Origin of the sequence: Paenibacillus hebaui, assembly GCF_051934385.1 — a bacterium.
Lineage (GTDB): Bacteria > Bacillota > Bacilli > Paenibacillales > Paenibacillaceae > Paenibacillus.
On record NZ_CP196836.1, the window covers coordinates 4,418,522 to 4,440,342 of the forward strand.

The following is a 21,821-nucleotide window of genomic DNA, read 5'->3' on the forward strand; positions in this document are numbered from 1 at the left end:
AAACCAACGGCGTTCCAGACGCCGAACAAATTTCATACTAATACAGACAGCACACAATTTCAAGTGCGGTTGCGGTTTAAGACGTAAAATGTAACCGCCAGGGCCAGCACGAGAACCCCACCTTTTACAATATCATGCGTGAAATACTGTACGTTCATCATCGTCAATCCGTTTACAAGTACACCAATCAATACCGACCCAATGAATGTTCCAATCACGTTTGGCTTACCCGCGCCAAATACGGAGAATCCGACAAATACTGCGGCTACCGATTCCATTAACAACGGAGATCCGGCATCAATTTGCCCTGATCCTACTTTGGATGCATAGATGATCCCGCCGATTGCAGCAAATACTCCAGCTGCCACATAAGCGAGTGTACGCACTTTTTTCACCTTGATGCCAGACAGCCGTGCCGCTTCTTCATTGCCACCCGTAACGTACATCTGGCGCCCATACTTCGTATACGTCAAAAAGATATGCACCCCGATCACAGCAATGAGCAACAGGATGACCGATATCGGCATTCCCAGCCATTTCCCCTGCCCAAGCTGCAGAAATGCCGGGTCCATCTCTCCGGCAGCCTTGCTCCCATCAGGAAACTGCATATGGTTATAGATAGTGTATCCTTGAGCGTACGTTTTGTGAATACCTCCAATGATGTACATCGTGGCAAGCGTAGCCAACAGATCCGGGATACGCAGTTTCACGATCAGCAAAGCATTGAGCAGGCCAATCACTGCCCCGATGATAAGGGGAACAATAATTACAACGGCCAACGGTTGCTGATACCAGATCATTAAAGAAGCTGTAACGACAGTCGTCAGAGAGACAGTTGCTCCCACCGAAAGATCAAATCCATCCACTATGAGAGATAAGGTAACACCGATTGCTACAAACGTCACAATGGAGATTGAGCCCAAAATATCAGTCATGTTACTGTACGTAAAGAAATAAGGCAATTTAATGCCAAAATATGCAATAACCCCAATAATAACGATGATCGCGCCATAACGGAACGCAAAATCCAATGATTTATCCTTCATGCTTGCACCTCTTGTCCACCGCTTGCGTAGTATAGCAGCTGTTCTTGGTTAGTCTCGCCCCGTTTGAATTCTTTGACAATGGTCCCTTCACACATGACTGCAATCCGGTCACCTATACCCAATCCTTCATCCAGTTCACACGTGAAATAGATGATAGCTTTGCCAGCCAAAGCCAGTTCGTTAATGATGCGAAAAATATCGCTTTTTGCGCCAATATCAACGCCCTTTGTCGGTTCATCAAATATAAAGACGTCAGCTTCCGCATTCAACCATTTGCCAATGGCTACTTTCTGCTGATTACCTCCACTTAAATATTTTACTTCCTGCCTCACGGAGGAAGTCTTGATGCCAAGTTGCTGCACCAATGATTCCGCGTTCTTACGCTCACGCTTTCGACTCACAAATCCCAATGTGCTCAGGCGTCCCAGTAAAGGCAGACTTAAATTCCGTTCCACATTTTCCTGAATCAAAATGCCTTGCTTACGGCGTTCCTCCGGCACAGAAACAATCCCCAGAGCCGCAGCATCAGCGGGCTGAGACAAGCGGAGATCACGGTTTTTAAGCCGAATCTCGCCTCCCTCCAACCGATCTGCGCCAATCAGCAGGCGGGAACATTCCGTTTTGCCAGCGCCTACAAGACCTACCACAGCAAGCACTTCACCTCGACGAACAGACAGGTCTACCCCTTTGACTCTGACCCCACGACGAAGTCCATGTGCCTCCAGCAAAAGTTCACCAACAGGAGCTTCCGTCTTCGGAAATTCCTCTTCAAAGGGTTTGCCCAACATCTGTGTGACCAGATCGTTGATCGTCAGCTCCCGTGCCTCACCAGTAAACACATGTTGACCATCTCTCATGACGGTAACGCGATCACAGTGGCCTGTAACTTCAGGAAGACGGTGAGTAATGAAAATACAGGCAACGCCACGATCTTTCAGCAGATGCACAATCCGGAAAAACGCATCGGTTTCTTCTCGGCTCAACGGTGCGGTCGGTTCATCAAAAATAATGACCTTGGCATCCTGAATGAGGATGCGTGCGAGCAGAATCATCTGTTTCTCAGCAAGTGTCAGGTCGGCTACTTTTTGGTGAACGGATATGTCCGCCCCTAATTGCTTCAGAGCTTCAGCAGCACGCTGTTGCAGCTTCCGCGGACTCTTCCACCAGCCGCCACCAGGCGAGGCCAGTTGGTCCAGCATGATGTTCTCAGCAGCCGTCAATTGGGGTACCAATGCAGCATCCACTTCCTGATATACACAGTGGATACCGCTTGCCTTGGCCTCTCCTGGAGAAGTCAGATGAAGGGTTTGTCCACTCAAGCGAATGGTTCCCTGATCCAGCTGATAGGCACCAGACAGAATCTTCATCAAAGTGCTCTTCCCGGCACCATTCGCACCCAGCAGCGCATGAATCTCTCCGCCTTTTACAGAGAACTCAACATCTTTCAGTGCAGGAATACCTGCAAACTGCTTGTGGATATGTTCCATTTGAAGCAGAATCGGTGCAGCATTCATGATGTAAACCTCCAATCATTTCCCTCTGGGAGTATCACTGTTCTCACATATCTTTTAAGTTGGAAAAAGCGCGCCCTGCGGCGCGCCTCCCTTACGCTGCTTTATTTAGCAGTAATTCCGTATTCTTTCATCCAGTCCTTGATTCCTTGTGTGCTTCCTCCCCAACCTTCAACGTACTCGGACAATTCCGAAGTGGAGATTTGTTTGTCAGGCAGTGCCTCACGCTGTACATAAACCGGATTGAGAACGACTTGATCTTCAGCTTCATCCCCATTTAGCTTCTGATACGCATAACGAACCTGTACACGGCCAATATCAGTTGGATCAACAGCAGCTGAAGCAACCCAAGGATTTTTCGGGTCCTGAATCATTTGCAAATCCTCGTCACTCATGTCGATACCATACACTTTGATCTCATCACGCCCGGCTTGCTGAATGGCACGTGCCGCACCTTTGGCGAACTCATCCCAAGCAGTCCATACTGCTGTAATCTCGCCTTTTGGATACTGTTTGAGGATGGCCTCCATTTTGGCCTGTGTATCCAGTGCCGGGTTCTGTGCAGAACCAAATGTGGCAATCTCCTTAATATCCGTGTTTTCTTTCATGAACTTGTCATAGGCAATTTGACGACGTTCCATCGGTGCGAAGCCTGCCACCCATACTTTTACGATGTTCCCTTTTCCATTGATATCTTTTTTCATTTGCTCCAGTGTCAGCTCAGCCATCTTCTGATCATCCTGTGACAACACCGTAGCTCCGGGAACACTAATGTCTGCATCAAACACAACAACCGGAATATTCTGCTCTACAGCCTTTTTCACACCCGGCTCCAGCAGGGAATCCCCGTGATCCGTCAGGATAGCATCGAATTTCTGGTTAATCGCGCTATCAAGCAACGACACCATCTTGGCTTTATCATTATCGGCAACAAACGTGGTCAGTTCTCCACCGAATTTTTCAATTTCTTCTTTGACCCCTTGCACATATTGCTGTGAGAAGGTACCCGTATTAAATTCCATAATTAAAGCGACTCGCTTGCCACTGAGTGCGCCTGTGACTGCTTCAGTCTTGGGCTTGTCCTCAGCGGTTCCCGAGGCTGTAGTCGAAGCGGGTTCTTTTTTAATCCCGCAAGCAGAAAGTGCCAGTGTGAATACAAGTAACATACTCAACCATACCCATTTTGTATCTTTCTTTTTCATCTCTGTCTCCCCCTATTCGCGCTCTCTGTGATCTCGATCACAATCGTTGAATATTAATATAACGACTAATCCCTAGTATGTAAATGGGTTTTAGTAATTTAAAGCTAAAACTTGCTAAATTTTTTTTGTAACATTCAACTTCGCATCCATTTCATCCAGAATCAAGAAAAATGTAAGCAAGAAAAAGACCGCAAGGGGGGGCCCTTACGATCTTTTGGGATTACAGAATGATGGCGATCAAACCACCTGAACCTTCGTTAATGATACGTCCCAACGTCTCTTGCAGTTTGTATCTTGCATTATCTGGCATCATCGCAATTTTACCCTGAATGCCTTCTCTCACGATGGAGTGCAGCGAACGACCGAACATATCTGAATCCCATACCTTGATTGGATCGTTCTCGAAGTCCTGCATCAAGTACCTCACCAGTTCCTCACTCTGCTTCTCCGTTCCGATAATCGGTGCGAACTCCGATTCCACGTCAACCCGGATCATGTGAATGGATGGTGCGGTCGCTTTCAGGCGGACGCCGAATTTCGTGCCTTGCCGGATGAGCTCAGGTTCATCCAGTGCCATTTCAGCAAGAGATGGAGCCGCAATGCCGTACCCAGTTGTTTTGACCATCTCCAGCGCTTCTGCGAAGCGATCATACTCTTTCTTGGCATGAGAGAATTCCTGCATCAGTTGCAGCAGATGATCCTTACCCCGGATCTCAATACCGACCACTTCCACAAGGATCTGATCGTATAATTCATCCGGTGCGTACAGATCGATTTCTGCTACACCCTGACCCATGTTCATACCGCTGAGACCTGCACGGTCGATGAATTCATACTCCATGAACTGAGCGACAACCCGATCCACGTCACGCAGCCTGCGAATATCCTTCACAGTATCACGCACGGAATTTTCGTAGTTGCTGCGCAGCCAGTGAGTTTCATTGAGGACCATCACCCAGCTCGGCAGGTTCACATTCACCTCATGAACAGGGAACTCATAGAGTACTTCACGAAGGACACCTGTCACATCATCTTCTGTCATTGTTGCTGCACTGAGGGTCATGACCGGAATGTCATATTTGGCAGCAAGCTCACTGCGCAACTGCAACGCTTCTTCACTGCGAGGGCGGGTAGAGTTGATAATCAGTACAAACGGTTTGCCCACTTCTTTCAGTTCAGCAATGACCCGTTCTTCGGATTCCACATAGGAACTGCGGGCAATCTCTGCAATTGTGCCGTCAGTTGTGACCACTACACCCAGCGTAGAGTGCTCCTGAATGACTTTGCGTGTGCCAATCTCCGCTGCTTCCTGAAAAGGAATGGGTTCTTCGAACCAAGGTGTGGAGATCATGCGCGGACCATTCTCGTCCTCGTAACCCTTGGCTCCTTCCACCGCGTAACCTACACAATCCACAAGGCGCACATTGACATCGAGTCCTTCGGCGACCTTGATCTGAACCGCGTTATTGGGTACGAATTTCGGCTCCGTTGTCATGATCGTTTTGCCTGCGGCACTTTGAGGGAGTTCATCCACTGCACGCCCACGGTCTGCCTCGTTTGTGATGTTCGGCAAGACGATTGTTTCCATGAAACGTTTGATAAATGTTGATTTACCCGTCCGGACTGCGCCGACAACCCCGAGATAGATATCCCCTCCGGTCCGCTCGGCTATGTCCTTAAAAATGTCCACTTTCTCCAATGAAATCCCCTCCCTAAATTACTCCGAAGGAAAAATGCTAAAGAGCATCCGCTTCGTTTTTTCAATCAGAAGACTGAAATCCCTGCAACGGTAGAGCCGCCTTTGTGAGTGCCCGGAAGTCGTCCGCCGCCGAACGTTGCATTCTGATGAAACCGGCGAGAGCGGCGTTAACTCGTACATGCAATTGGACTAGTATCATCTTATGTATCCGTATGCAGCATTATGACGCGTATTTTTGTTTTTTTCTCAAGGTAGTGACCTTAAGAAAATCGCTCCGCTCTCGGACTGCGCGTCTTTATTTCAATCTACTTTATGTACGCGGCGAAGCATTTATGCTGCTTCTTTATTTTGTATTTGGTGTACCCGGTCAGCAGCGAAGAAGTTATAATGAGGAGGAACGTATTTTCCACAGAGCATAGCAGAGTTGAGTAGATGACATAACGAGTTGAGAAAGGTGAGATGAGCATGGCACAGATCAAAGTCTATGGAATAAGTGTACACCTTAACCCATTGAAAGAGCAGCTTTCACAAGTCATACACTCCGTTATGATGGGTGTCTTGGGTTTGCCGGAGAACAAAAAGTTTCAACGTTATTTCCCGATGGAGACGGAGGATTTTCTTTTCCCTCCAGATCGTTCAATAGCGTATACCATTATTGAGATCAGCATGTTCGAGGGACGAACTGACGAAGTTAAAAGAGAACTGATACAGCAATTATTTGCACAGCTAAATGAACAATTGAAGCTATCCCCGCATGATGTGGAAATTACCCTATTTGAAACGCCGCGCAGTCACTGGGGTATTCGCGGGTTGCCTGGTGACGAACTTGACTTGTCTTATAAAGTTAAAATCTAGAGACGGAAGTCAGACTAGGCATTTCGTGAAGTATGAACTTATGAACCACCTTATATATCAAAAGAGATATCCCGTGATACGGAATATCTCTTTTTTGACCCTTAGGCCTATTTCAACCTATTACATCATTCGAATCGAATGTGCTCATTCATTAGGCTGTGCCAGCGGGCTATTATTTTGCCAAGTATAGCTTACCGATTTTACAGGGACGAAGTAGGAATGTTCCAATAGGAAATCCCGAACATCTTCATCCTTTGTTGGCGGGTTATCGGACTTCTCCACAGCCTGCATAATGTCAAAAGCATAATCAACATAGACATTCCCTTCATCATCCATCATGAAAGGTAACTCCTGCCCCGAATATACACTATTCAGCGTAACCTCAGGAGCACCAGCCTGTGCAGCTTGTTTCATATCTACAGCATATAAACCCGGATATCGTTCTTCCCCACTTGGCAGTTGATTGTTATGTACGGACTTATATTGATTGACCATTCGCTGAACATCATTTACTTTCTGCACGGTTTGTAAGTCCATAACCTTAACCGTAGGTTTCACTTCTTCATCCTGAATGAGGAAGTAAGCGCTACCACCACTTTCAAATGCGGTTCCTGGGATTTCATCCAAATACCCCTGCTGTTTCAGCTTAGACAGATCTACTCTGAATTTTTCATACTTAGGCGTTTTCAAATCCGCATTGATCATAGGCAAAATCCCTTGATCCTGTTGGAATGCGTCTACTGCACTCTGGATACGGCTCACGCTCTCCGCTATTTTGGGATCGGTATTACTACTCTGGGATTGGTACATGCACCCACTCGCTGTAAAAGCAAACAGCAGGAATAACAGCAGACTGGACATCTGCTGCACCTGACGCCTCCGTCCGCTTACCTTCGGGTACTTCATTTTATTCTCGTTCATCCGTATCCTCCTTGAATCGTTTCATTCAGGTCATCTTAGAACCAGTCGTCCTCTTCCTGCTGTTGACGTTCCAATTGTTTACGAATCGCTGCCTTGAGCGGGTCCTCCGGAACATGAACCGATACCGATCCATTGACCTTGGCTTGGCAAGCCAGGCGAGTCCCCGCATCCAGCAGCGAACCGAGCTTACGCTTTTCTGCATCCGTTGGTGGTTGCAAGGCCGCAAGGTGCTGCTCGTCCACTTTCACCTTACACATCAGGCAGGCGGCCTTGCCATCACATCGGGTCGTTATCTTCACGCCCGCGCGACGTGCCGCGTTTAACAGTGTCACCCCCGGCTTAAGCCGGATCGTTTTATTTTGTGGTAAAAATGTAATCACGTAATCCATGCCTTTTCCTCCCTCAGCCTACTGAGGCCATTCGAATCCAACAAGCTCTTCCACTTCTGCTCTGAATCGGCTTGTCCATACATTCTGCCGTCCCAACAAATCCATCAGAGGCTGATGTGACTGTGGATTCTGGCGAATCTGTCTCGCAATGGGTTCATAACGATCCGAGCGACCTCTCAACAGGTTAAACAGCAGTTCATGAGCGAGCGGCATCAGTCGTAACGTATATGGGCCAATCTGGGCTTCAGCTGCATGCTGAGCCAGCACATGTTCAATTTCAATACGATACCAGCTTTTTCGTGACCACACTTCAAAACCACCAACCAGCTCCAAGGCACAGTTACCCACTTGATAATGACTGAGCAGCGAGGCGTAAGGTCCTGTCTTATCTACAACAGGCTCGTCCAGCACCATTCCAGGCGCAGATTTATGTAATTCCTTCGCTGCAGCGATATCCGCGTAAATGTCTATATCCCTAGGCGCTTGTTGCAGCTCCACCTGCTGTAGTAACAGCCCACAGCTTCCTCCGAGCAACCATGTATGAGGCGCTGTGTTCCAGGCTTTGGCCGTCTCCAGCAAAGCCGCGTGTAATTCCGGATAGTGCTCTGTCCGATCCTCCGTTTCATGCGGCCCCATAGGCTCACCTTCCCCCTCATCCGTTTTCGTTGTGTCAGTTCTTATGATGTGTCTATGCGGATGTAATCTCTCTCAGGCAAGAAAGATCAGGTCAGAGAAGCTATTCCGCCAAAAAAGCCAATCAGCATAATCAGAAATGCAATTAAAGAAAGTATCCCCCGTACAATGCCTTTTGTTTTGGCACGAGCAAACGTAATTAGGAATACAGATAGTCCCATAATGAGGATGGCGACCAATGACAGCCACATCTTGTCCATTGCGCTCATAATCCAGCAGTCTCCCCTTCAGTCCGTTATTCATCACTGACACTGTGACAATTGCAACTATTATAACACGAAACTTAGCCCAGCTTTCCAAAAAAAAGACAAAAAGCAAGTCGGCAGAAGCCGACTCGTCTTTTTGTCTTGCTGGATCACCTGCATGAGCAGGCGCGATCTATTATTTTTTCATCATCATTTTCATTAATGATTCCATACTGTTTGGGTTTAATCCGCTCTTTTTGACAGCACTCACAATATCCTGAACCGTATCCTCAGATACCGGAACTTTCGCCATAGCAGATACTTGCTTGATCAGTTGGCGCAACTGAGCTTCATTTTGGATCGTGGATGGTTTCACTGTGCTTGCCAATTTCTTGACGGCGCCTTCCGTTATCGCTTTGCCTGTTTTTTTGTTGATCGCTTTCAGCGCATCCTTGGAAATGTTGTTACCCATTCGTCTCCCCTCCTCCGGTAATACTCATGTGTATAGTATGAGTGCACCAAAGGAAAGGTGAATAAGCTTCTCATTTCATAAAGTTTGCGTAAGCTGCCTCAATCAGGAATGCCATTGCTCCCAGGTTTCAAGCGTCATGATTTCCATTTCGGTCTTGGGATCACGTCCCATCAAGGCTTCCACCGCATCTCGCGGTTTTCTCTCCTGAAAAAGAACATGATACAGCTGATCAGCAATTGGCATTTGCACACCGTATTTCTGAGAAATAAAATAGGCGGCCTGCGTGGTCCGAATTCCTTCCACAACCATGCCCATGGAATTCAAAACATCATCCAGCTTCTGTCCTTGCCCCAGCATGGAGCCTGCTCTCCAGTTCCGGCTGTGCTGACTTGTCGCGGTCACGACCAGATCGCCGACCCCTGCAAGTCCGGAAAACGTAAGCGGATTTGCTCCCATTTCCACACCTATGCGAGTGATTTCAGCCAAGCCACGTGTTAACAACGCTGCTTTGGCATTGTCACCAAAATGAAGGCCGTCCGACATGCCTGCACCAAGCGCGATAATATTCTTGAAGGCTCCAGCCAGTTCAACCCCAATCATATCGCGATTCGTATACACACGGAAATAGGCATTCATAAACAACCCTTGAGCTGCCTCAGCAGAAGCTTTATCCAGTGAAGCCACAACAACTGTCGTTGGACAACGCTTAACAACTTCTTCTGCATGACTTGGGCCAGAAAGCACAACGACACGCCCTTCTTCACATTCGAGTTCCTCCGAAATGACCGTGGACATTCGTTTCAAGCTTTCCGTCTCAAAACCCTTGGTTGCATGAATGATTAACATTTCCGGCTTATAATAAGCCTTGAACTGATGGGCAACCGAACGCATGGCTGACGACGGAGCAACAATTAACACGGCCGAAGCCCCTTCAACTGCCGCTGCCATATCCGTAGTTGCCTGAATACGCACTGACAGCTCTGCATCGGGAAGGAAGCGACTGTTGGTATGTTGGTTATTGATCTCAGCCGCCTGCTCTTCACCACGTGTCCACATCATCACATCCAGTTCATTGGCAGCCAATACACTGGCAAGTGCAGTTCCCCAACTGCCTGCAACCAGAACAGCAACTTTTTTAGACAACGCGTTTTCCCCCTCCAGGGTTTTTCGATCCCAATTTATTTTCCTGTCCTTTGGCGAGCTTCGCAATATTGGTACGATGTCTCCAGAACGCAAACAGACAAATAATCAGACTTCCCCAGAAGAGATTCGTTGAATATCCGGGCAGTACCAGGATGAAGATCGGTGTCAAAGCTACAAAAATCAGGGAACCGAGCGAAACATATCGTGTCACTACGATCGACAGAATGGCAAAAACTCCAGCGCATAGCGCAGGAATAAAAGCTAGAGTCACAAGTACACCGATCGCTGTCGCGATTCCTTTTCCCCCGCGGAAACGGAAGTAAAGCGGCCAGTTATGTCCTGCGATGGCAGCTATACCACTAAGTGCAGGGACCCATTCGGAACCATTGCTGAACCAAATTCCAATCCATACGGCCGCAATCCCTTTGAGTACATCCAACAGAAGAACCAGAATTGCTGGTCCCTTACCCAATATACGCAACGTATTGGTAGCCCCTGCGTTTCCACTTCCGTGCTGACGGATGTCAATTCCCCGTAACGCTTTTGCAAGGAGCACACTAAAGCTGATTGAACCGAGCAGGTAGCTCAGTACAATCGCTGCGATTTGTAAAATCACATACTTCTCCCCTAACCTTCGTCGGACTTCTTCCGAGTGAATATGCGAATTGGTGTGCCTTCAAAATCAAACGCTGCACGGATTTTATTCTCCAAATAGCGCTCATACGAGAAGTGCATCAATTCCGGGTCGTTCACAAAGATAACCATGGTCGGAGGTTTAACTGCAACCTGAGTCACATAGTTAATTCTCATTCTGCGTCCTTTGTCTGTTGGCGGCGGATTAATAGCAACCGCATCAGACAGGACATCGTTAAGCAGATGAGTCTGCACACGTAACGAATGCTGCTGTGCTACACGTTGCACAACCGGTAACAATTTTTGTAAGCGTTGTTTTGTCAGGGCTGACAAAAATACAACTGGCGCATACGTCATAAACAGGAAGTGATCCCGAATTTTTTGTTCAAATTCTTTCATCGTTTTGTCATGCTTCTCTACAACGTCCCATTTGTTCACGACGAACAAAGACGCTTTCCCTGCTTCGAATGCATAACCTGCGATATGCTTGTCCTGCTCAATAATGCCTTCTTCACCATTAATGACAATCAGAACGACATCCGCACGCTCAATGGCACGCATGGCACGCATTACGCTGTATTTCTCAGTCGTTTCATAGACTTTACCGCGTTTACGCATACCTGCTGTATCGATCAGCACATAGCGCTGCCCGTCTTTTTCAAACGGAGTATCAATGGCGTCACGGGTTGTCCCGGCTACGTCACTGACAATAACACGTTCTTCACCCAGAATGGCGTTCACCAACGAAGATTTACCCACGTTAGGACGTCCGATTAGAGCTACACGAATGACATCGTCATCGTAAGTCTCTTCCTCAAGTTCTGGCAATTTCTCCACGATGGCATCCAGCAAGTCACCTACACCCGTACCATGACTTCCTGATATTCCAATGGGATCACCAAATCCAAACCCATAAAACTCATAAATGAGCTCACTGCGCCCAATATTATCCACTTTGTTAACGGCTACAACGATAGGCTTACCTGAGCGGTACAACATCTCTGCGACTTCTTCATCAGATTGTGTAATCCCTGCTTTTGCATCACACATGAACACAATAACATCCGCTTCTTCAATGGCGAGCTCTGCCTGCATCCGGATTGATTTTAAAATGACGTCCTCGCCGTCAATTTCGATACCACCTGTATCGATAATGCTGAAAGGTTTACCGTTCCATTCACCGATTCCGTAAATCCGGTCACGGGTAATGCCCGGCTTGTCTTCCACAATGGCCAGTCTGTCGCCGATGATCCGATTGAAAATGGTGGATTTACCCACGTTCGGTCGTCCGACAATTGCCACAACGGGTCTTGCCATACATTCCACTCCTCCTGTCCATACTTACGATACTCATCATAGCAAAAAAGATATGTCTTGGCTAACGTTTCATACCCTTATGCTCACAATAACAACAATCGGCGAACCCACCTGGGCTCGCCGATCCTGCTTTTATTGTTCAGCAAAATATGCAGTATTTAACTTAGAACCATGCATTGTTAACTTATTTAAATTTGCTGAGTTTGTCACCGAAACGTTCGCCAAGCGTGATGCTCAGACCTTGATTGCTCATGGAAACGTTCGGGTTGTTGATTTCTTCACGTGGAGCGTTGTTTCTAGCAGGTCTTTCTGATTTTTGCGTTTGGGCAGGAGCTTCTTCTGTTTCCTTGATGCTCAGGCTTACACGTTGCTCAGAAGGATTCATGTCCAAGATCTTAACTTGAACTTCCTGACCTTCTTTCAACACTTCGTGAGGAGTGCCGATGTGTTTGTGGGAGATTTGCGAGATATGCACAAGTCCCTCAACACCAGGAGCGATTTCAACAAAAGCACCGAAATCAACCAGACGTTTTACAACACCTGTTACGATATCGCTGGAGTTGAATTTGTCGCCAGCTGTTTCCCAAGGACCTGGTTGAACAGCTTTCATGCTCAAGCTGATTTTACCTTTTTCAGGATCAACTTTCAGCACTTTCACGTTAACTTTATCACCTTCAGACAGAACGTCAGATGGTTTTTCAACGTGTGTCCAAGCCAGCTCAGATACGTGAACCAGACCGTCTACTCCGCCTACATCAACAAATGCACCGAATTGAGTCAGACGTTGTACCGTACCTTCAATCACTTGACCTTCTTGCAAACCAGCCATAACCGTAGCTTTGTTTGCTTCGAATTCTTGCTCAAGTACGTCTTTTTGGGAAAGGATCACTTTGTTGTTCTCACGGTCGATCTCTTTCACTTTAACACGCAATGTGCGTCCTTTGTAGTCGCTGAAATTTTCAACGAAATGGCGCTCTACCATGGAAGCCGGAATAAATCCGCGTACGCCCACGTCTGCTACCAAACCGCCTTTAACAACGTCCGCTACAACTACTTCGAATACGTCTTGATCTTCAAAGTGCTTTTGCAATACGTCCCAAGCGTTTTCGCTGTCGATCGCACGTTTGGACAACACGAGTTTTTCTTTCTCGTCATCGATGCTAAGTACTTTAGCTTCAACTTCTTGTCCAACTTCAACTGCATCAGACGCGCTGTCTACGTGTAAAGAAGACAGTTCACGAATTGGAATGACACCGTCATATTTATATCCAATGCTCACATAGGCTTGGTTATCTTCCAATTTGACGATGGTTCCTTTTACGGTATCTCCTTTTTTCAAGGAAACGAATTGATCCAACTCATCTTGGGTTGCTTCTTGATTTTTCATTTCTTCCGACATGTCAAATACCCTCCTCAATTCAAAAACCCCATTATATTCAAACCTGCCTGTAGCAGAGTTCAAAACACTTTCATAACTGAATACCGTTGCTTAGCTTCCCTCAAAAATATGGAAACATGCACTCAGTTGTCAGACGAAGCCATCACTTGCTCGGCATGCCTGTTCGCACCATTTCATTAATCTTGGACATAATCTTCTCAGTCGCTCTCTCCAGAGCATCTCCGGTTGGATCTTCCTTGAACTCGTCCAAACTTACGGGTGCTCCATACACAACTTTCATCTTACGAAAAACCTTGTAGTTGCCGATAATAGCAGTAGGAATAACTGTAGCACCACTCCGTAGAGCGAAGCTCGCTGCACCTTTTTTACCGATTCCTCCATCATTGTGACGGCTTCCCGAAGGGAAAATGCCAAGCACTTCACCACTACGCAAAAGGTTGAGTGATGTTTTGATGGATTCTTTGCTGACGCCTCCACGTTTTACCGGGAAAGCACCTACAGCTTTGATAATTCGGCCCAAGACCGGAATATCAAACAATTCGCTTTTGGCCATGAAACGAACCTTACGACGAATCTTGATACCAACCGTTGGAGGATCAAAGTTACTGATATGATTGGAACATAAAAGTACGCCGCCTTCTTCGGGGATGTTCTCCCGTCCAACTGCCTCCAGGCGGAAAAGAATGGTGTAAATGATCCGCAGTAATGTGCTGCAAAATGTGTAAATCATAGACCGATCTCTCCTCTGACCATTGTGCAATAAGATACGATTTTGTCAACCACTTCATGGATGCTCATCTCGGTTGTATCAAGAACAGTAGCGTCCTCAGCACAACGAAGTGGGGAAATTTCCCGACCTTCATCCAATTTATCACGGGTGGCAATGTCTCGCTCAAGTTGCTGCAACGTCAGTCCTTCTGAGGGGTCCAGTTCTTTGAAGCGGCGAAGTGCACGCTCTTCCACACTGGCAGTCATGAAGATTTTCACTTCCGCATCGGGCAGTACTGTCGTTCCGATATCGCGTCCATCCATGACGACGCCCTTGCGCAAAGCCATTTGCCGCTGTGTATCCACTAATTGCGTACGCAGCCCCTCGATTTGCGCATATCGGGACACGATTCCCGTCACTTCACGGGAGCGGATTTCCGAGGTTACATCTTCCCCATTACAGAACACTTTCTGTCCGTCGGGATCCGGTTGTAAATCAATGACCAGCTTTTGGGTTTCCTGAAGCACCTCTGGCACATCTTCAGGTGTAATGCCTTTCCGAAGCATATGCAGGGTTACCGCGCGGTACATTGCGCCAGTATCGACGTATATATACGCGAGCGCCTCTGCAACCAATCGGGCCACCGTGCTTTTCCCGGCACCGGCAGGTCCGTCAATTGCAACGTTCATCTTCCCGTTCTCTGATGTGTTCTGGCTTGCCAACGGGGCATTCCTCCTCAAACGATAAGCCTCAATAAAAAAACAGGCATTGCCTGCATCGTCAAAATTATACCACACTATACACATGGATGCAAAAACAGACAAATCAGTGATCTACCTGTTCGTTTACCATTTGCATCTGAATTGGTGTTCCTTCCATACGATCAATCGAGGTCATATTCTTTTTTAAACTAGGCACAAGAAGTAATAATTGATAGATCACAAGCAGAATTAGAAGCACTGTAATAAGAATCAGAGCCCTACTCTCCATCCGTCTGGAGAACACAACATATAAACGCTCGTATCTTCGGGATGCATGGCGATGATTCATGACTTGAACCTCCGTTTTTCCCATTACATTGCCCGCAGCTATCCCATTTTATCCCCCTACTGAAACCTCATTATTTCGTACGATAATCCAATTGTCGTTCAAAACAAAATTTGATGATCTTCTGCCGCTCCAAATCGGTGATCTGTACAAACTTCAACATGCACAACAGCCTGCCGGTTTCCAGGGTTTTGACCCTCACCACTTCTGCTTCAAAATTAGCATGTTCAATCGCTGCGTTACGATAAGGAACAAGCAACCAGCACTTCAGCGTCTGCCCTTCCGTAATTGGAAAATCAGGCTCCCCGTAGATGGACAATCCACCGCCGCCAATATCTTCAGTTAAGCCCACTGCGCGGCTCAGATCTTCAGCCTGTATGGCCATTTCAAGGTTTGCATGAACGCGTAGAAAGCTGCGACGCTGAATTTTGGTAATATCGTCTGGCAAAGGTTTGCGAATCCGTACAAGACGAATGACATCTTCCTCAAACCCCGTGACGTAGGTATTGAAATAATGACGGACTCCTTCTTCCGTAATATAAGAAATGGATAGCTCCTCGCCAAAAAACAACCTTTTTAATCGGCTGCTTCCTTGCTGCATGGGAACTTCGATCAGAAAACTGTTATCATCCGTATCCGCAATGCGTGATTTATATTGTTTAATTTCTTCTTTTTCATCCGCAGAGGCAATCTGAATGTATAGAATTTCATTTATTTTGGGAAACAAGCTGTCCACCGCCACCTTAGCTATTTATCTTCATATGTACAAGGACTATTATACCATGACCTTTATCATAGTGGACAAACAAAAAACAGACCACCGAGTGGCCTGTCTTGTTTGTTTATTTTCGATTTGGAACTACTATTCGTTAGGCCTATGAGGTTGCATTAACCGGTTTCACTTCCTCAACCGCTTCCTCTACACCCGTATCGGCATTGATGTAAATTCGATACTTGGAACCATTGATGCGACCACCAAATTCATAACATAGAACTTCTTTGCTAAGTTCATTCTCAATCAGTGATTTGCGACCATAACTCTCTTTAAAATCAGGGTTCAGCTTCTTACGTGCTTGCTCAACTGTAAGATGAGCTTTGGGAATCTTCCGCTGATCATTATGCTCATAAACAAAATCACTGGCCTGGAAGCCCGTTACTTCACCCGTATCCAGTCCAACCCGGACTGACATTTTCTCAGGATAAATTAACGTATCCCCTTGTTTACGTACATAAGTCAGATTGCCGAGATTCCCATACTCATCATAGTTGACCGCCTTCATATCCTTGTAACCTTTATTGGATAGGAATTGATCTGCTTTGGCCATCGCTTCCTTACGAGTTACTTTTTTGGTTCCGATGGGGCGAGTATCGCTGTAAGAGATCAGCATACCGCCATTGCGAGTGAAATCCATCATTAGTTTCCCGTTTTTGGCTTGATCAATCGAGGCAGTGTACGACTCCCAATCTGTGCCTTTACCGTTTTCCTGCACTTGAATCTTGTTCATATCGGCATTAGAGAACTTCGCCGCTTTACTTTGTATCTGTTCTTTCGTCATCGGTAAACCATCCAGCTTCTTCACCGAACGTTTGGCATAAATGCTGGAGACGGAAGGACCCCAATCGAGTTCAGGGTACTCCTGTACCTTTTTGTTTACGGTGCGGAATCCATCAAGAATGGTATTGTCCATTGCTTTCTCTTCCGTTGCCATAGCCGACTCCGCATCCATCCAGCGCAAACGCTCTGAAATGACTTTTTGCTGAACGACCTGCAGATTCTTGGTGATCTCAGATGAATTCTGATATAGCTTTTTCAGGTTACCCATTTCCTTTTCACTCAAAGGCTCGTTTGTCATATCACGCATGGAAGCCTGATAAGCAAAGTTCGAGATACGGGAGAGGAAATCCTCGGTTTCGTTAAAAGGTAGCATCGTGAGGGGCAGTTGGTTAATTTCATTCTGTGCTTCACTTGTGAGGCGCCATACGTTCATCAGACCTTTGCGATGCATTCCCTGGGAGGTTGCATGCACAGCCAGTGTATTTCCAATCTCCGAATGCAATTTATCCATATGAAAAGATAAATCGTGAAAGGCACGCTGATATTGATTCTCCGCTTTGATCAGAATTGCATTCTTCTCCTGATTCTCTTGGTATCCCCATACAAGAGCACCGATCAACAGAACTGCAAATATCGGAAACATAACTGAACTTAAACGTTTATACATCGGTAGAGTCTCCTTTCTTCTAAGCCACTACCTCTATTGTGGATCGAAGAAAGATCTCTTATGCATGCGATTTCCAGTCTGTCCATTGTCGGGCTCTTCATTTTGATTTCGGAGTGATCCGTTTAATTCAACTGAAGCCAGCTCGTAACGCCATCTTCTTCAATTTCAAACTGATCTCGGTTATCACACAGGCACTGTTTAAACCCCGTTTCAATTCGTCCTCGTTCCTTCTTGCCTCGGAGTGTAAAACGCTCCCCACATTGCTTGCATCTAATTTTAATTTTGATCCTCATCACACTTATCCCCGTTTCTATTGGTCATTTCCCGGAGAATTTTTTATTTAAAAGTGCGTGTTCAAAAAGAGCGCTTTTCAGTACCGAGAAGATGGGATGAAGCTAGAAATGGAGTAGCGGAGCGTAGGGAAAACTACGTGAGCAACGGACATTTCGGCTGAATTCCATATTCGATGCTGAGGATGCCACTAGCATCCTTCGTAATCAAAAGCGGACTTTTTGAACAACCTCTAAATGACAAAAAAACACACCGGGGCGTTAGGCGCAGGTTGCGCTCCATGTCCACCAGTGTGTCCGTATTTTTATAATTTAACCTCTTCCTCACGTTTCACAAAACGAAATGGAGAACGGTTGTTGGCCCTTGCGATCTTCCCCATCGCTCCGTACCATAATCCTGCCATCAGTGGTGCAATAAACCACAGCCAATAATTCACCATGGTGTTCATAATGACATCGTATAGTGCATGCCAGAAGAATGGTAAGATGAGTGAGAGCGCAATAAACCAACGTTTTTTCTTACCATCCGTGAACTTGGCACGCCCCATGTAATAACCCATGATTACGGCAAACATGGCGTGACCTGATACTGGAAGCAGTGCCCGGATAAACATGGCTGAGACTGAAGCATTCCCCGCAAAGGCATACAACACATTCTCTACCGTAGCGAACCCGAGTGAAACAGCCACCGCATATAAAATCCCGTCATATGGCTCGTCGAACTCGGTATGGTTATAAATGATGTGGTATAACACAAACCATTTAACGAATTCTTCGACCCAACCCGAAATCAGGATGGCTTCAACATAAGGATTATCTCCAAGCCAAATCATCATGCCACGCTGGATAATCATCACAGGCAACACCATCAGAATCCCCATGACAAAAACTCGCAGTACCATGTGAAGCGGTTCGGAGTCATAACGGTCTTTCAGATAAAAGTATGTTAACAAGGCGAGACCCGGAGCTACTGCTGCAGCTAAAACCGAAAACAAAAGCACCGAAATTCCCTCCTCTGACTAAGACGCGATTATAACTGGAGCTTAATCCTGACGTTTGAAGTGGGTGCAAATAACATCAATCGCTAGTTCAGGAATAACTACCTTACCATACTCTTCCATGACAGCGGGAGTAACCGAAGATCCTTCACCAAATTCAGCAAGCAAAGCAATCAATGCTGCATGTTTGGTAGTGTCCACTTCGTCCGGCTCCAAGTGCAAGAACCACTTGTCTTTATAGGAATAGAGTCTCCCAGCATTCGTTACATGCTGACGCAACATATGTGCAGCCTCAATTAGCACTTCGAAATCCTTAAATGCATAGACAATGGAATCACTTTGTTCAAGTGTAACTTCCATTTCATATACTTCTTCAGGCAGGTCATCTTCATTGCCTGAACCATATTGTTGCGGATCATATTTCCCACGAGTGACAATGACAACCATCCCTTGAGCGGGAAGTGCGAATACTTCGACAGCAAGTGGACCCGTAGCATCAAATCCAAGTTCGGAATATGCCTGGTCCATCATTTCAGTGAACAGTTCATGAACTCTAGGTATTTCCTGCCACATATCATCTTTTTGTATTCCGCGCTCGCTCAGATCGTCAAAGGTCAGGAAAATCCGTATCTTATCGTGACTTAATCTTTCTATTTTCATACAGGATCTCCCCTTTTTAAGCAAGTCTTATAACAGATTATGAAGCACAAAACAATATGTGCTGAAAATAAATCTATGTAGTTATGTTATCATTTTATACCTTCAAATGCACGAAGTAAAATCGACAAAAAAAGAATCATTCCACAGCAAACTGGACTGTGGATGATTCTTATGAGCTGTTTTGGTTTATAAACCCGGTACTGTTGTGTTTGTTTGAGTTAGAATCTGCTCAACTTCATGTTTAACTTCTGGATTGGTGCGAATAAAATCCTTGAGCATGTTCATGTTCTCTTCTTTTTCCTTTGGCGTAATTGGTCTTGCCATTTTATTCGTTGGGTTTTTGTGGGTTTCACCATGCTCATTTTGCTTGGAACTGAATCCGTCCATACCCGGAAAAGTCATCTCCATCATCTTATGTTTGGCCTGATCCATCATGTTTCGGGATGAACCGGAAGACAGCATTGGCATTTTACCTTTGGACAGCCATGAACTGGCTGCAACGCCAATGACGATACCCCAGAGAAAGGATGACGCCTTCATTACACCAACCTCCTTTTAATGTTAAAGTCACAACTAGTGTTTGCGGGAATGCCCCATCTCATTCTGCATAAATACAGGAAAGCGAGTTGAAAATCATGGTTAGAAACACCGCCGCCTTAATTATGATTGCATGCATGCTGTTGTCAGCGTGCGGAGCCAAGGAAGTAACATCGCCTGAAACATCCCATTCCAACAATGAATCGGTGCCTTCGACCCAAGAACAAAAGAACAAACCTTCTAGCACTGCCACAGGAGAAACTTCCATTTCGGATTCAGGTTCCGGTTCAACCGAACCAACGTCTGATGAAGAGACCTCAGACAACAAGGAAACCACTTTGACGGAAAAAGCTAGTTCCTCTGAAACAGATGCAACTGAGGAAAAAATTGATAAAACGTATCACATGAACACCAATTATTACATTAAGCCCAACGACAAAACAGGTGAAGGCAAAGTGGTATTGTTGACATTTGACGATGGGCCCAAAGAAGAAAAAATGATTAACGGGTTAATCGACACGTTGGATAAACATGACGCCAAGGCCATATTTTTTGTCAACGGTTACCGAGTGAAAAGTCATCCCGAATTGTTGGAAATCATCCATGAACGTGGTCAGATTATTGGGAATCATGCCTGGGATCATGAGGATCTCCAAAAAATGTCCAGTACAGAAGCAGCCAAACAAGTTACCGATGTGCAAAAGATTGTGAAGGACACTATTGGTGTGGAACCCCAATTTTTCCGCCCGCCCTTTGGCTCCGGTAATGACGCACTGAAAGCCGCTGTCAAAGAGAACGGCATGTTATATATGACCTGGTCCAATGGTTCACTGGATTGGGATAAGAGTACCAAAAACAAACCGGATAAAGTCATTCAGAATGTGCTGGATCAATTAAATCCCGGAAGCAATATTTTGATGCATGAGCTGCCATGGACTGTTGAAGCAATGGATGAGTTGTTAACAAAACTCGAAAAGAAAGGATACACCTTTGTTGACCCTCGGGCCATAGAATTGGAAGCGCGCTGAGTCATCGACAATATGTAAGTTGCTGAACCAACTGAAACAGCCTTGATCCGTTTGGGATCAAGGCTGTTTGTGTGAGGACATCCTCAGTGTAATCATATGCATCTCTGCGGGACAGCACAATCTGAGGGGCAGATGATTCGTTCCATACCCTCTGCTAACAAACATTCTACCCTCGTTAGTATCATCATTATCCTTTTTCAAAGTGAACCACCCGCTAGACACGGATCGATACGCTTTGTTAAGAAATACGGGGCCGAATCCTGGCAATACCAATTGCCCACCGTGTGTGTGACCACTCAACAAGAGATCAACCGGATGCTTCAGATGAAGAGCTTGTAAAGGATCATGGACGATTGCTATCTTGCAAACGCTATTGTCCAATTCTGCGAGCAGCGAATCTCCTCGCTTCGAACGATAATCGACTCCGATCAGGCACAGTTTACTGTTCCCCTTGTAAAGGAAAGTGGTCTGATCTTGCAGGAGTTGAACTCCTGTTTCTTTGAATATGCGACCCAGTTGGGCAGTGCCTGCTCTTTTATCATGATTACCATAGACCGTAAAAGCAGGCGCAATGTCTGACAACAAGCTCATATTATGTCTGACGATGGGCCATGAAATTCCTTTTTCCGCCACATCTCCCCCAATGAAAACCCAGTCCACCTGATCACCAAGACATGTCAGATCCTTCTGTCTCAGCTTACGCTTATGAATGTCAGATAAATATAAAATTACACTGCCATCAAAGGAAGCAGGTAAATTTGGAACCTCCACCTCTTCTAAGACAACTTGGTGAAGATGCGCTTCACGCCACATATGAACGACCAAAGCGATTCCTGCCAATAGAACGACCACAAAACAGGCCAAT

24 protein-coding genes are annotated in these 21,821 nt (G+C 46.1%); 2 read left to right on the plus strand and 22 right to left on the minus strand.

The window, feature by feature from the left end; translation table 11 throughout:
- Positions 1–59 precede the first annotated feature (59 nt).
- From ACR32F_RS19500 to spoIVA, 4 genes are all read right to left on the minus strand, one after another.
- Positions 60–1,046 carry an ABC transporter permease gene (locus tag ACR32F_RS19500; protein ID WP_440109844.1) on the minus strand — a complete coding sequence of 329 codons (987 nt, stop codon included), beginning with the start codon at positions 1,044–1,046 and terminating at the stop codon, positions 60–62.
- On the minus strand, positions 1,043–2,560 hold the full coding sequence (locus tag ACR32F_RS19505) for a sugar ABC transporter ATP-binding protein (protein WP_440109846.1): 1,518 nt from the start codon (positions 2,558–2,560) through the stop codon (positions 1,043–1,045). Before ACR32F_RS19505 ends, ACR32F_RS19500 begins: the two co-directional genes overlap by 4 nt.
- Positions 2,561–2,661: 101 nt before the next feature.
- Positions 2,662–3,759: a sugar ABC transporter substrate-binding protein gene (locus ACR32F_RS19510; protein WP_440109848.1), complete on the minus strand. Its 1,098-nt coding sequence runs from the start codon at positions 3,757–3,759 to the stop codon at positions 2,662–2,664.
- Positions 3,760–3,979: 220 nt separating this feature from the next.
- A complete protein-coding gene (gene spoIVA, locus ACR32F_RS19515) occupies positions 3,980–5,458 on the minus strand; it encodes a stage IV sporulation protein A (RefSeq protein WP_440109850.1) in 1,479 nt (492 codons plus the stop codon).
- 465 nt (positions 5,459–5,923) lie between these two features.
- Here spoIVA and ACR32F_RS19520 point away from each other — a divergent pair, with 465 nt between their 5' ends.
- Positions 5,924–6,313 carry a tautomerase family protein gene (locus ACR32F_RS19520; RefSeq protein WP_440109852.1) on the plus strand — a complete coding sequence of 130 codons (390 nt, stop codon included), beginning with the start codon at positions 5,924–5,926 and terminating at the stop codon, positions 6,311–6,313.
- A 144-nt stretch (positions 6,314–6,457) separates the two neighbouring features.
- On the opposite strand, the gene ACR32F_RS19525 is transcribed toward ACR32F_RS19520, so the two are convergent.
- The 17 genes from ACR32F_RS19525 to ACR32F_RS19605 form a co-directional block, all read right to left on the minus strand.
- Positions 6,458–7,234: a hypothetical protein gene (locus ACR32F_RS19525; protein ID WP_440109854.1), complete on the minus strand. Its 777-nt coding sequence runs from the start codon at positions 7,232–7,234 to the stop codon at positions 6,458–6,460.
- A gap of 35 nt (positions 7,235–7,269) precedes the next feature.
- Positions 7,270–7,623: a 2Fe-2S iron-sulfur cluster-binding protein gene (locus ACR32F_RS19530; protein WP_440109855.1), complete on the minus strand. Its 354-nt coding sequence runs from the start codon at positions 7,621–7,623 to the stop codon at positions 7,270–7,272.
- Positions 7,624–7,641: 18 nt separating this feature from the next.
- Positions 7,642–8,259 (minus strand): hypothetical protein, encoded by a 618-nt coding sequence (locus ACR32F_RS19535; RefSeq protein WP_440109857.1) that lies wholly within the window; start codon positions 8,257–8,259, stop codon positions 7,642–7,644.
- 86 nt (positions 8,260–8,345) lie between these two features.
- Positions 8,346–8,525, minus strand: coding sequence for a DUF2768 family protein (locus tag ACR32F_RS19540; protein WP_017687688.1), 180 nt, complete (start codon positions 8,523–8,525; stop codon positions 8,346–8,348).
- A gap of 172 nt (positions 8,526–8,697) precedes the next feature.
- Complete coding sequence (locus ACR32F_RS19545; protein ID WP_440109861.1) at positions 8,698–8,973, minus strand: stage VI sporulation protein F; 276 nt, start codon at positions 8,971–8,973, stop codon at positions 8,698–8,700.
- Positions 8,974–9,075: 102 nt separating this feature from the next.
- Entirely contained in the window at positions 9,076–10,116 is a 1,041-nt protein-coding gene (locus ACR32F_RS19550) for an NAD(P)H-dependent glycerol-3-phosphate dehydrogenase (RefSeq protein WP_440109864.1), read from the minus strand.
- Complete coding sequence (gene plsY / locus ACR32F_RS19555) at positions 10,109–10,732, minus strand: glycerol-3-phosphate 1-O-acyltransferase PlsY (RefSeq protein ID WP_440109866.1); 624 nt, start codon at positions 10,730–10,732, stop codon at positions 10,109–10,111. Before plsY ends, ACR32F_RS19550 begins: the two co-directional genes overlap by 8 nt.
- An 11-nt stretch (positions 10,733–10,743) precedes the next feature.
- A complete protein-coding gene (gene der / locus ACR32F_RS19560) occupies positions 10,744–12,066 on the minus strand; it encodes a ribosome biogenesis GTPase Der (RefSeq protein ID WP_440109868.1) in 1,323 nt (440 codons plus the stop codon).
- A 184-nt stretch (positions 12,067–12,250) separates the two neighbouring features.
- Positions 12,251–13,465, minus strand: coding sequence for a 30S ribosomal protein S1 (gene rpsA, locus ACR32F_RS19565; protein WP_440109870.1), 1,215 nt, complete (start codon positions 13,463–13,465; stop codon positions 12,251–12,253).
- 142 nt (positions 13,466–13,607) lie between these two features.
- The gene (locus ACR32F_RS19570; protein ID WP_440109872.1) at positions 13,608–14,195 is read right to left on the minus strand and encodes a lysophospholipid acyltransferase family protein; all 588 of its coding nucleotides are present in this window, start codon (positions 14,193–14,195) and stop codon (positions 13,608–13,610) included.
- The gene (cmk, locus tag ACR32F_RS19575) at positions 14,192–14,896 is read right to left on the minus strand and encodes a (d)CMP kinase (protein ID WP_440109874.1); all 705 of its coding nucleotides are present in this window, start codon (positions 14,894–14,896) and stop codon (positions 14,192–14,194) included. The genes ACR32F_RS19570 and cmk overlap by 4 nt, the downstream gene beginning before the upstream one ends.
- A 103-nt stretch (positions 14,897–14,999) precedes the next feature.
- Positions 15,000–15,224 (minus strand): hypothetical protein, encoded by a 225-nt coding sequence (locus ACR32F_RS19580; protein ID WP_440109876.1) that lies wholly within the window; start codon positions 15,222–15,224, stop codon positions 15,000–15,002.
- A gap of 70 nt (positions 15,225–15,294) precedes the next feature.
- Entirely contained in the window at positions 15,295–15,948 is a 654-nt protein-coding gene (locus ACR32F_RS19585; protein ID WP_440109878.1) for a flagellar brake protein, read from the minus strand.
- A 148-nt stretch (positions 15,949–16,096) separates the two neighbouring features.
- Positions 16,097–17,443, minus strand: a complete 1,347-nt coding sequence (gene ypeB / locus ACR32F_RS19590; protein ID WP_440109880.1) for a germination protein YpeB — start codon at positions 17,441–17,443, stop codon at positions 16,097–16,099.
- Positions 17,444–18,038: 595 nt separating this feature from the next.
- Positions 18,039–18,734, minus strand: a complete 696-nt coding sequence (gene prsW, locus ACR32F_RS19595; RefSeq protein ID WP_440109882.1) for a glutamic-type intramembrane protease PrsW — start codon at positions 18,732–18,734, stop codon at positions 18,039–18,041.
- 42 nt (positions 18,735–18,776) lie between these two features.
- Positions 18,777–19,391 (minus strand): genetic competence negative regulator, encoded by a 615-nt coding sequence (locus ACR32F_RS19600; RefSeq protein WP_440109884.1) that lies wholly within the window; start codon positions 19,389–19,391, stop codon positions 18,777–18,779.
- 186 nt (positions 19,392–19,577) lie between these two features.
- Positions 19,578–19,931, minus strand: coding sequence for a hypothetical protein (locus tag ACR32F_RS19605; RefSeq protein WP_440109886.1), 354 nt, complete (start codon positions 19,929–19,931; stop codon positions 19,578–19,580).
- Positions 19,932–20,026: 95 nt separating this feature from the next.
- Between ACR32F_RS19605 and ACR32F_RS19610 the strand changes: the two genes are divergently transcribed.
- Positions 20,027–20,956, plus strand: coding sequence for a polysaccharide deacetylase family protein (locus ACR32F_RS19610; protein ID WP_440109888.1), 930 nt, complete (start codon positions 20,027–20,029; stop codon positions 20,954–20,956).
- 57 nt (positions 20,957–21,013) lie between these two features.
- Here the strand turns inward: ACR32F_RS19610 and ACR32F_RS19615 are convergent, their stop codons facing one another.
- Positions 21,014–21,796, minus strand: coding sequence for a metallophosphoesterase (locus ACR32F_RS19615; RefSeq protein WP_440109890.1), 783 nt, complete (start codon positions 21,794–21,796; stop codon positions 21,014–21,016).
- Between the last annotated feature and the right edge of the window lie 25 nt (positions 21,797–21,821).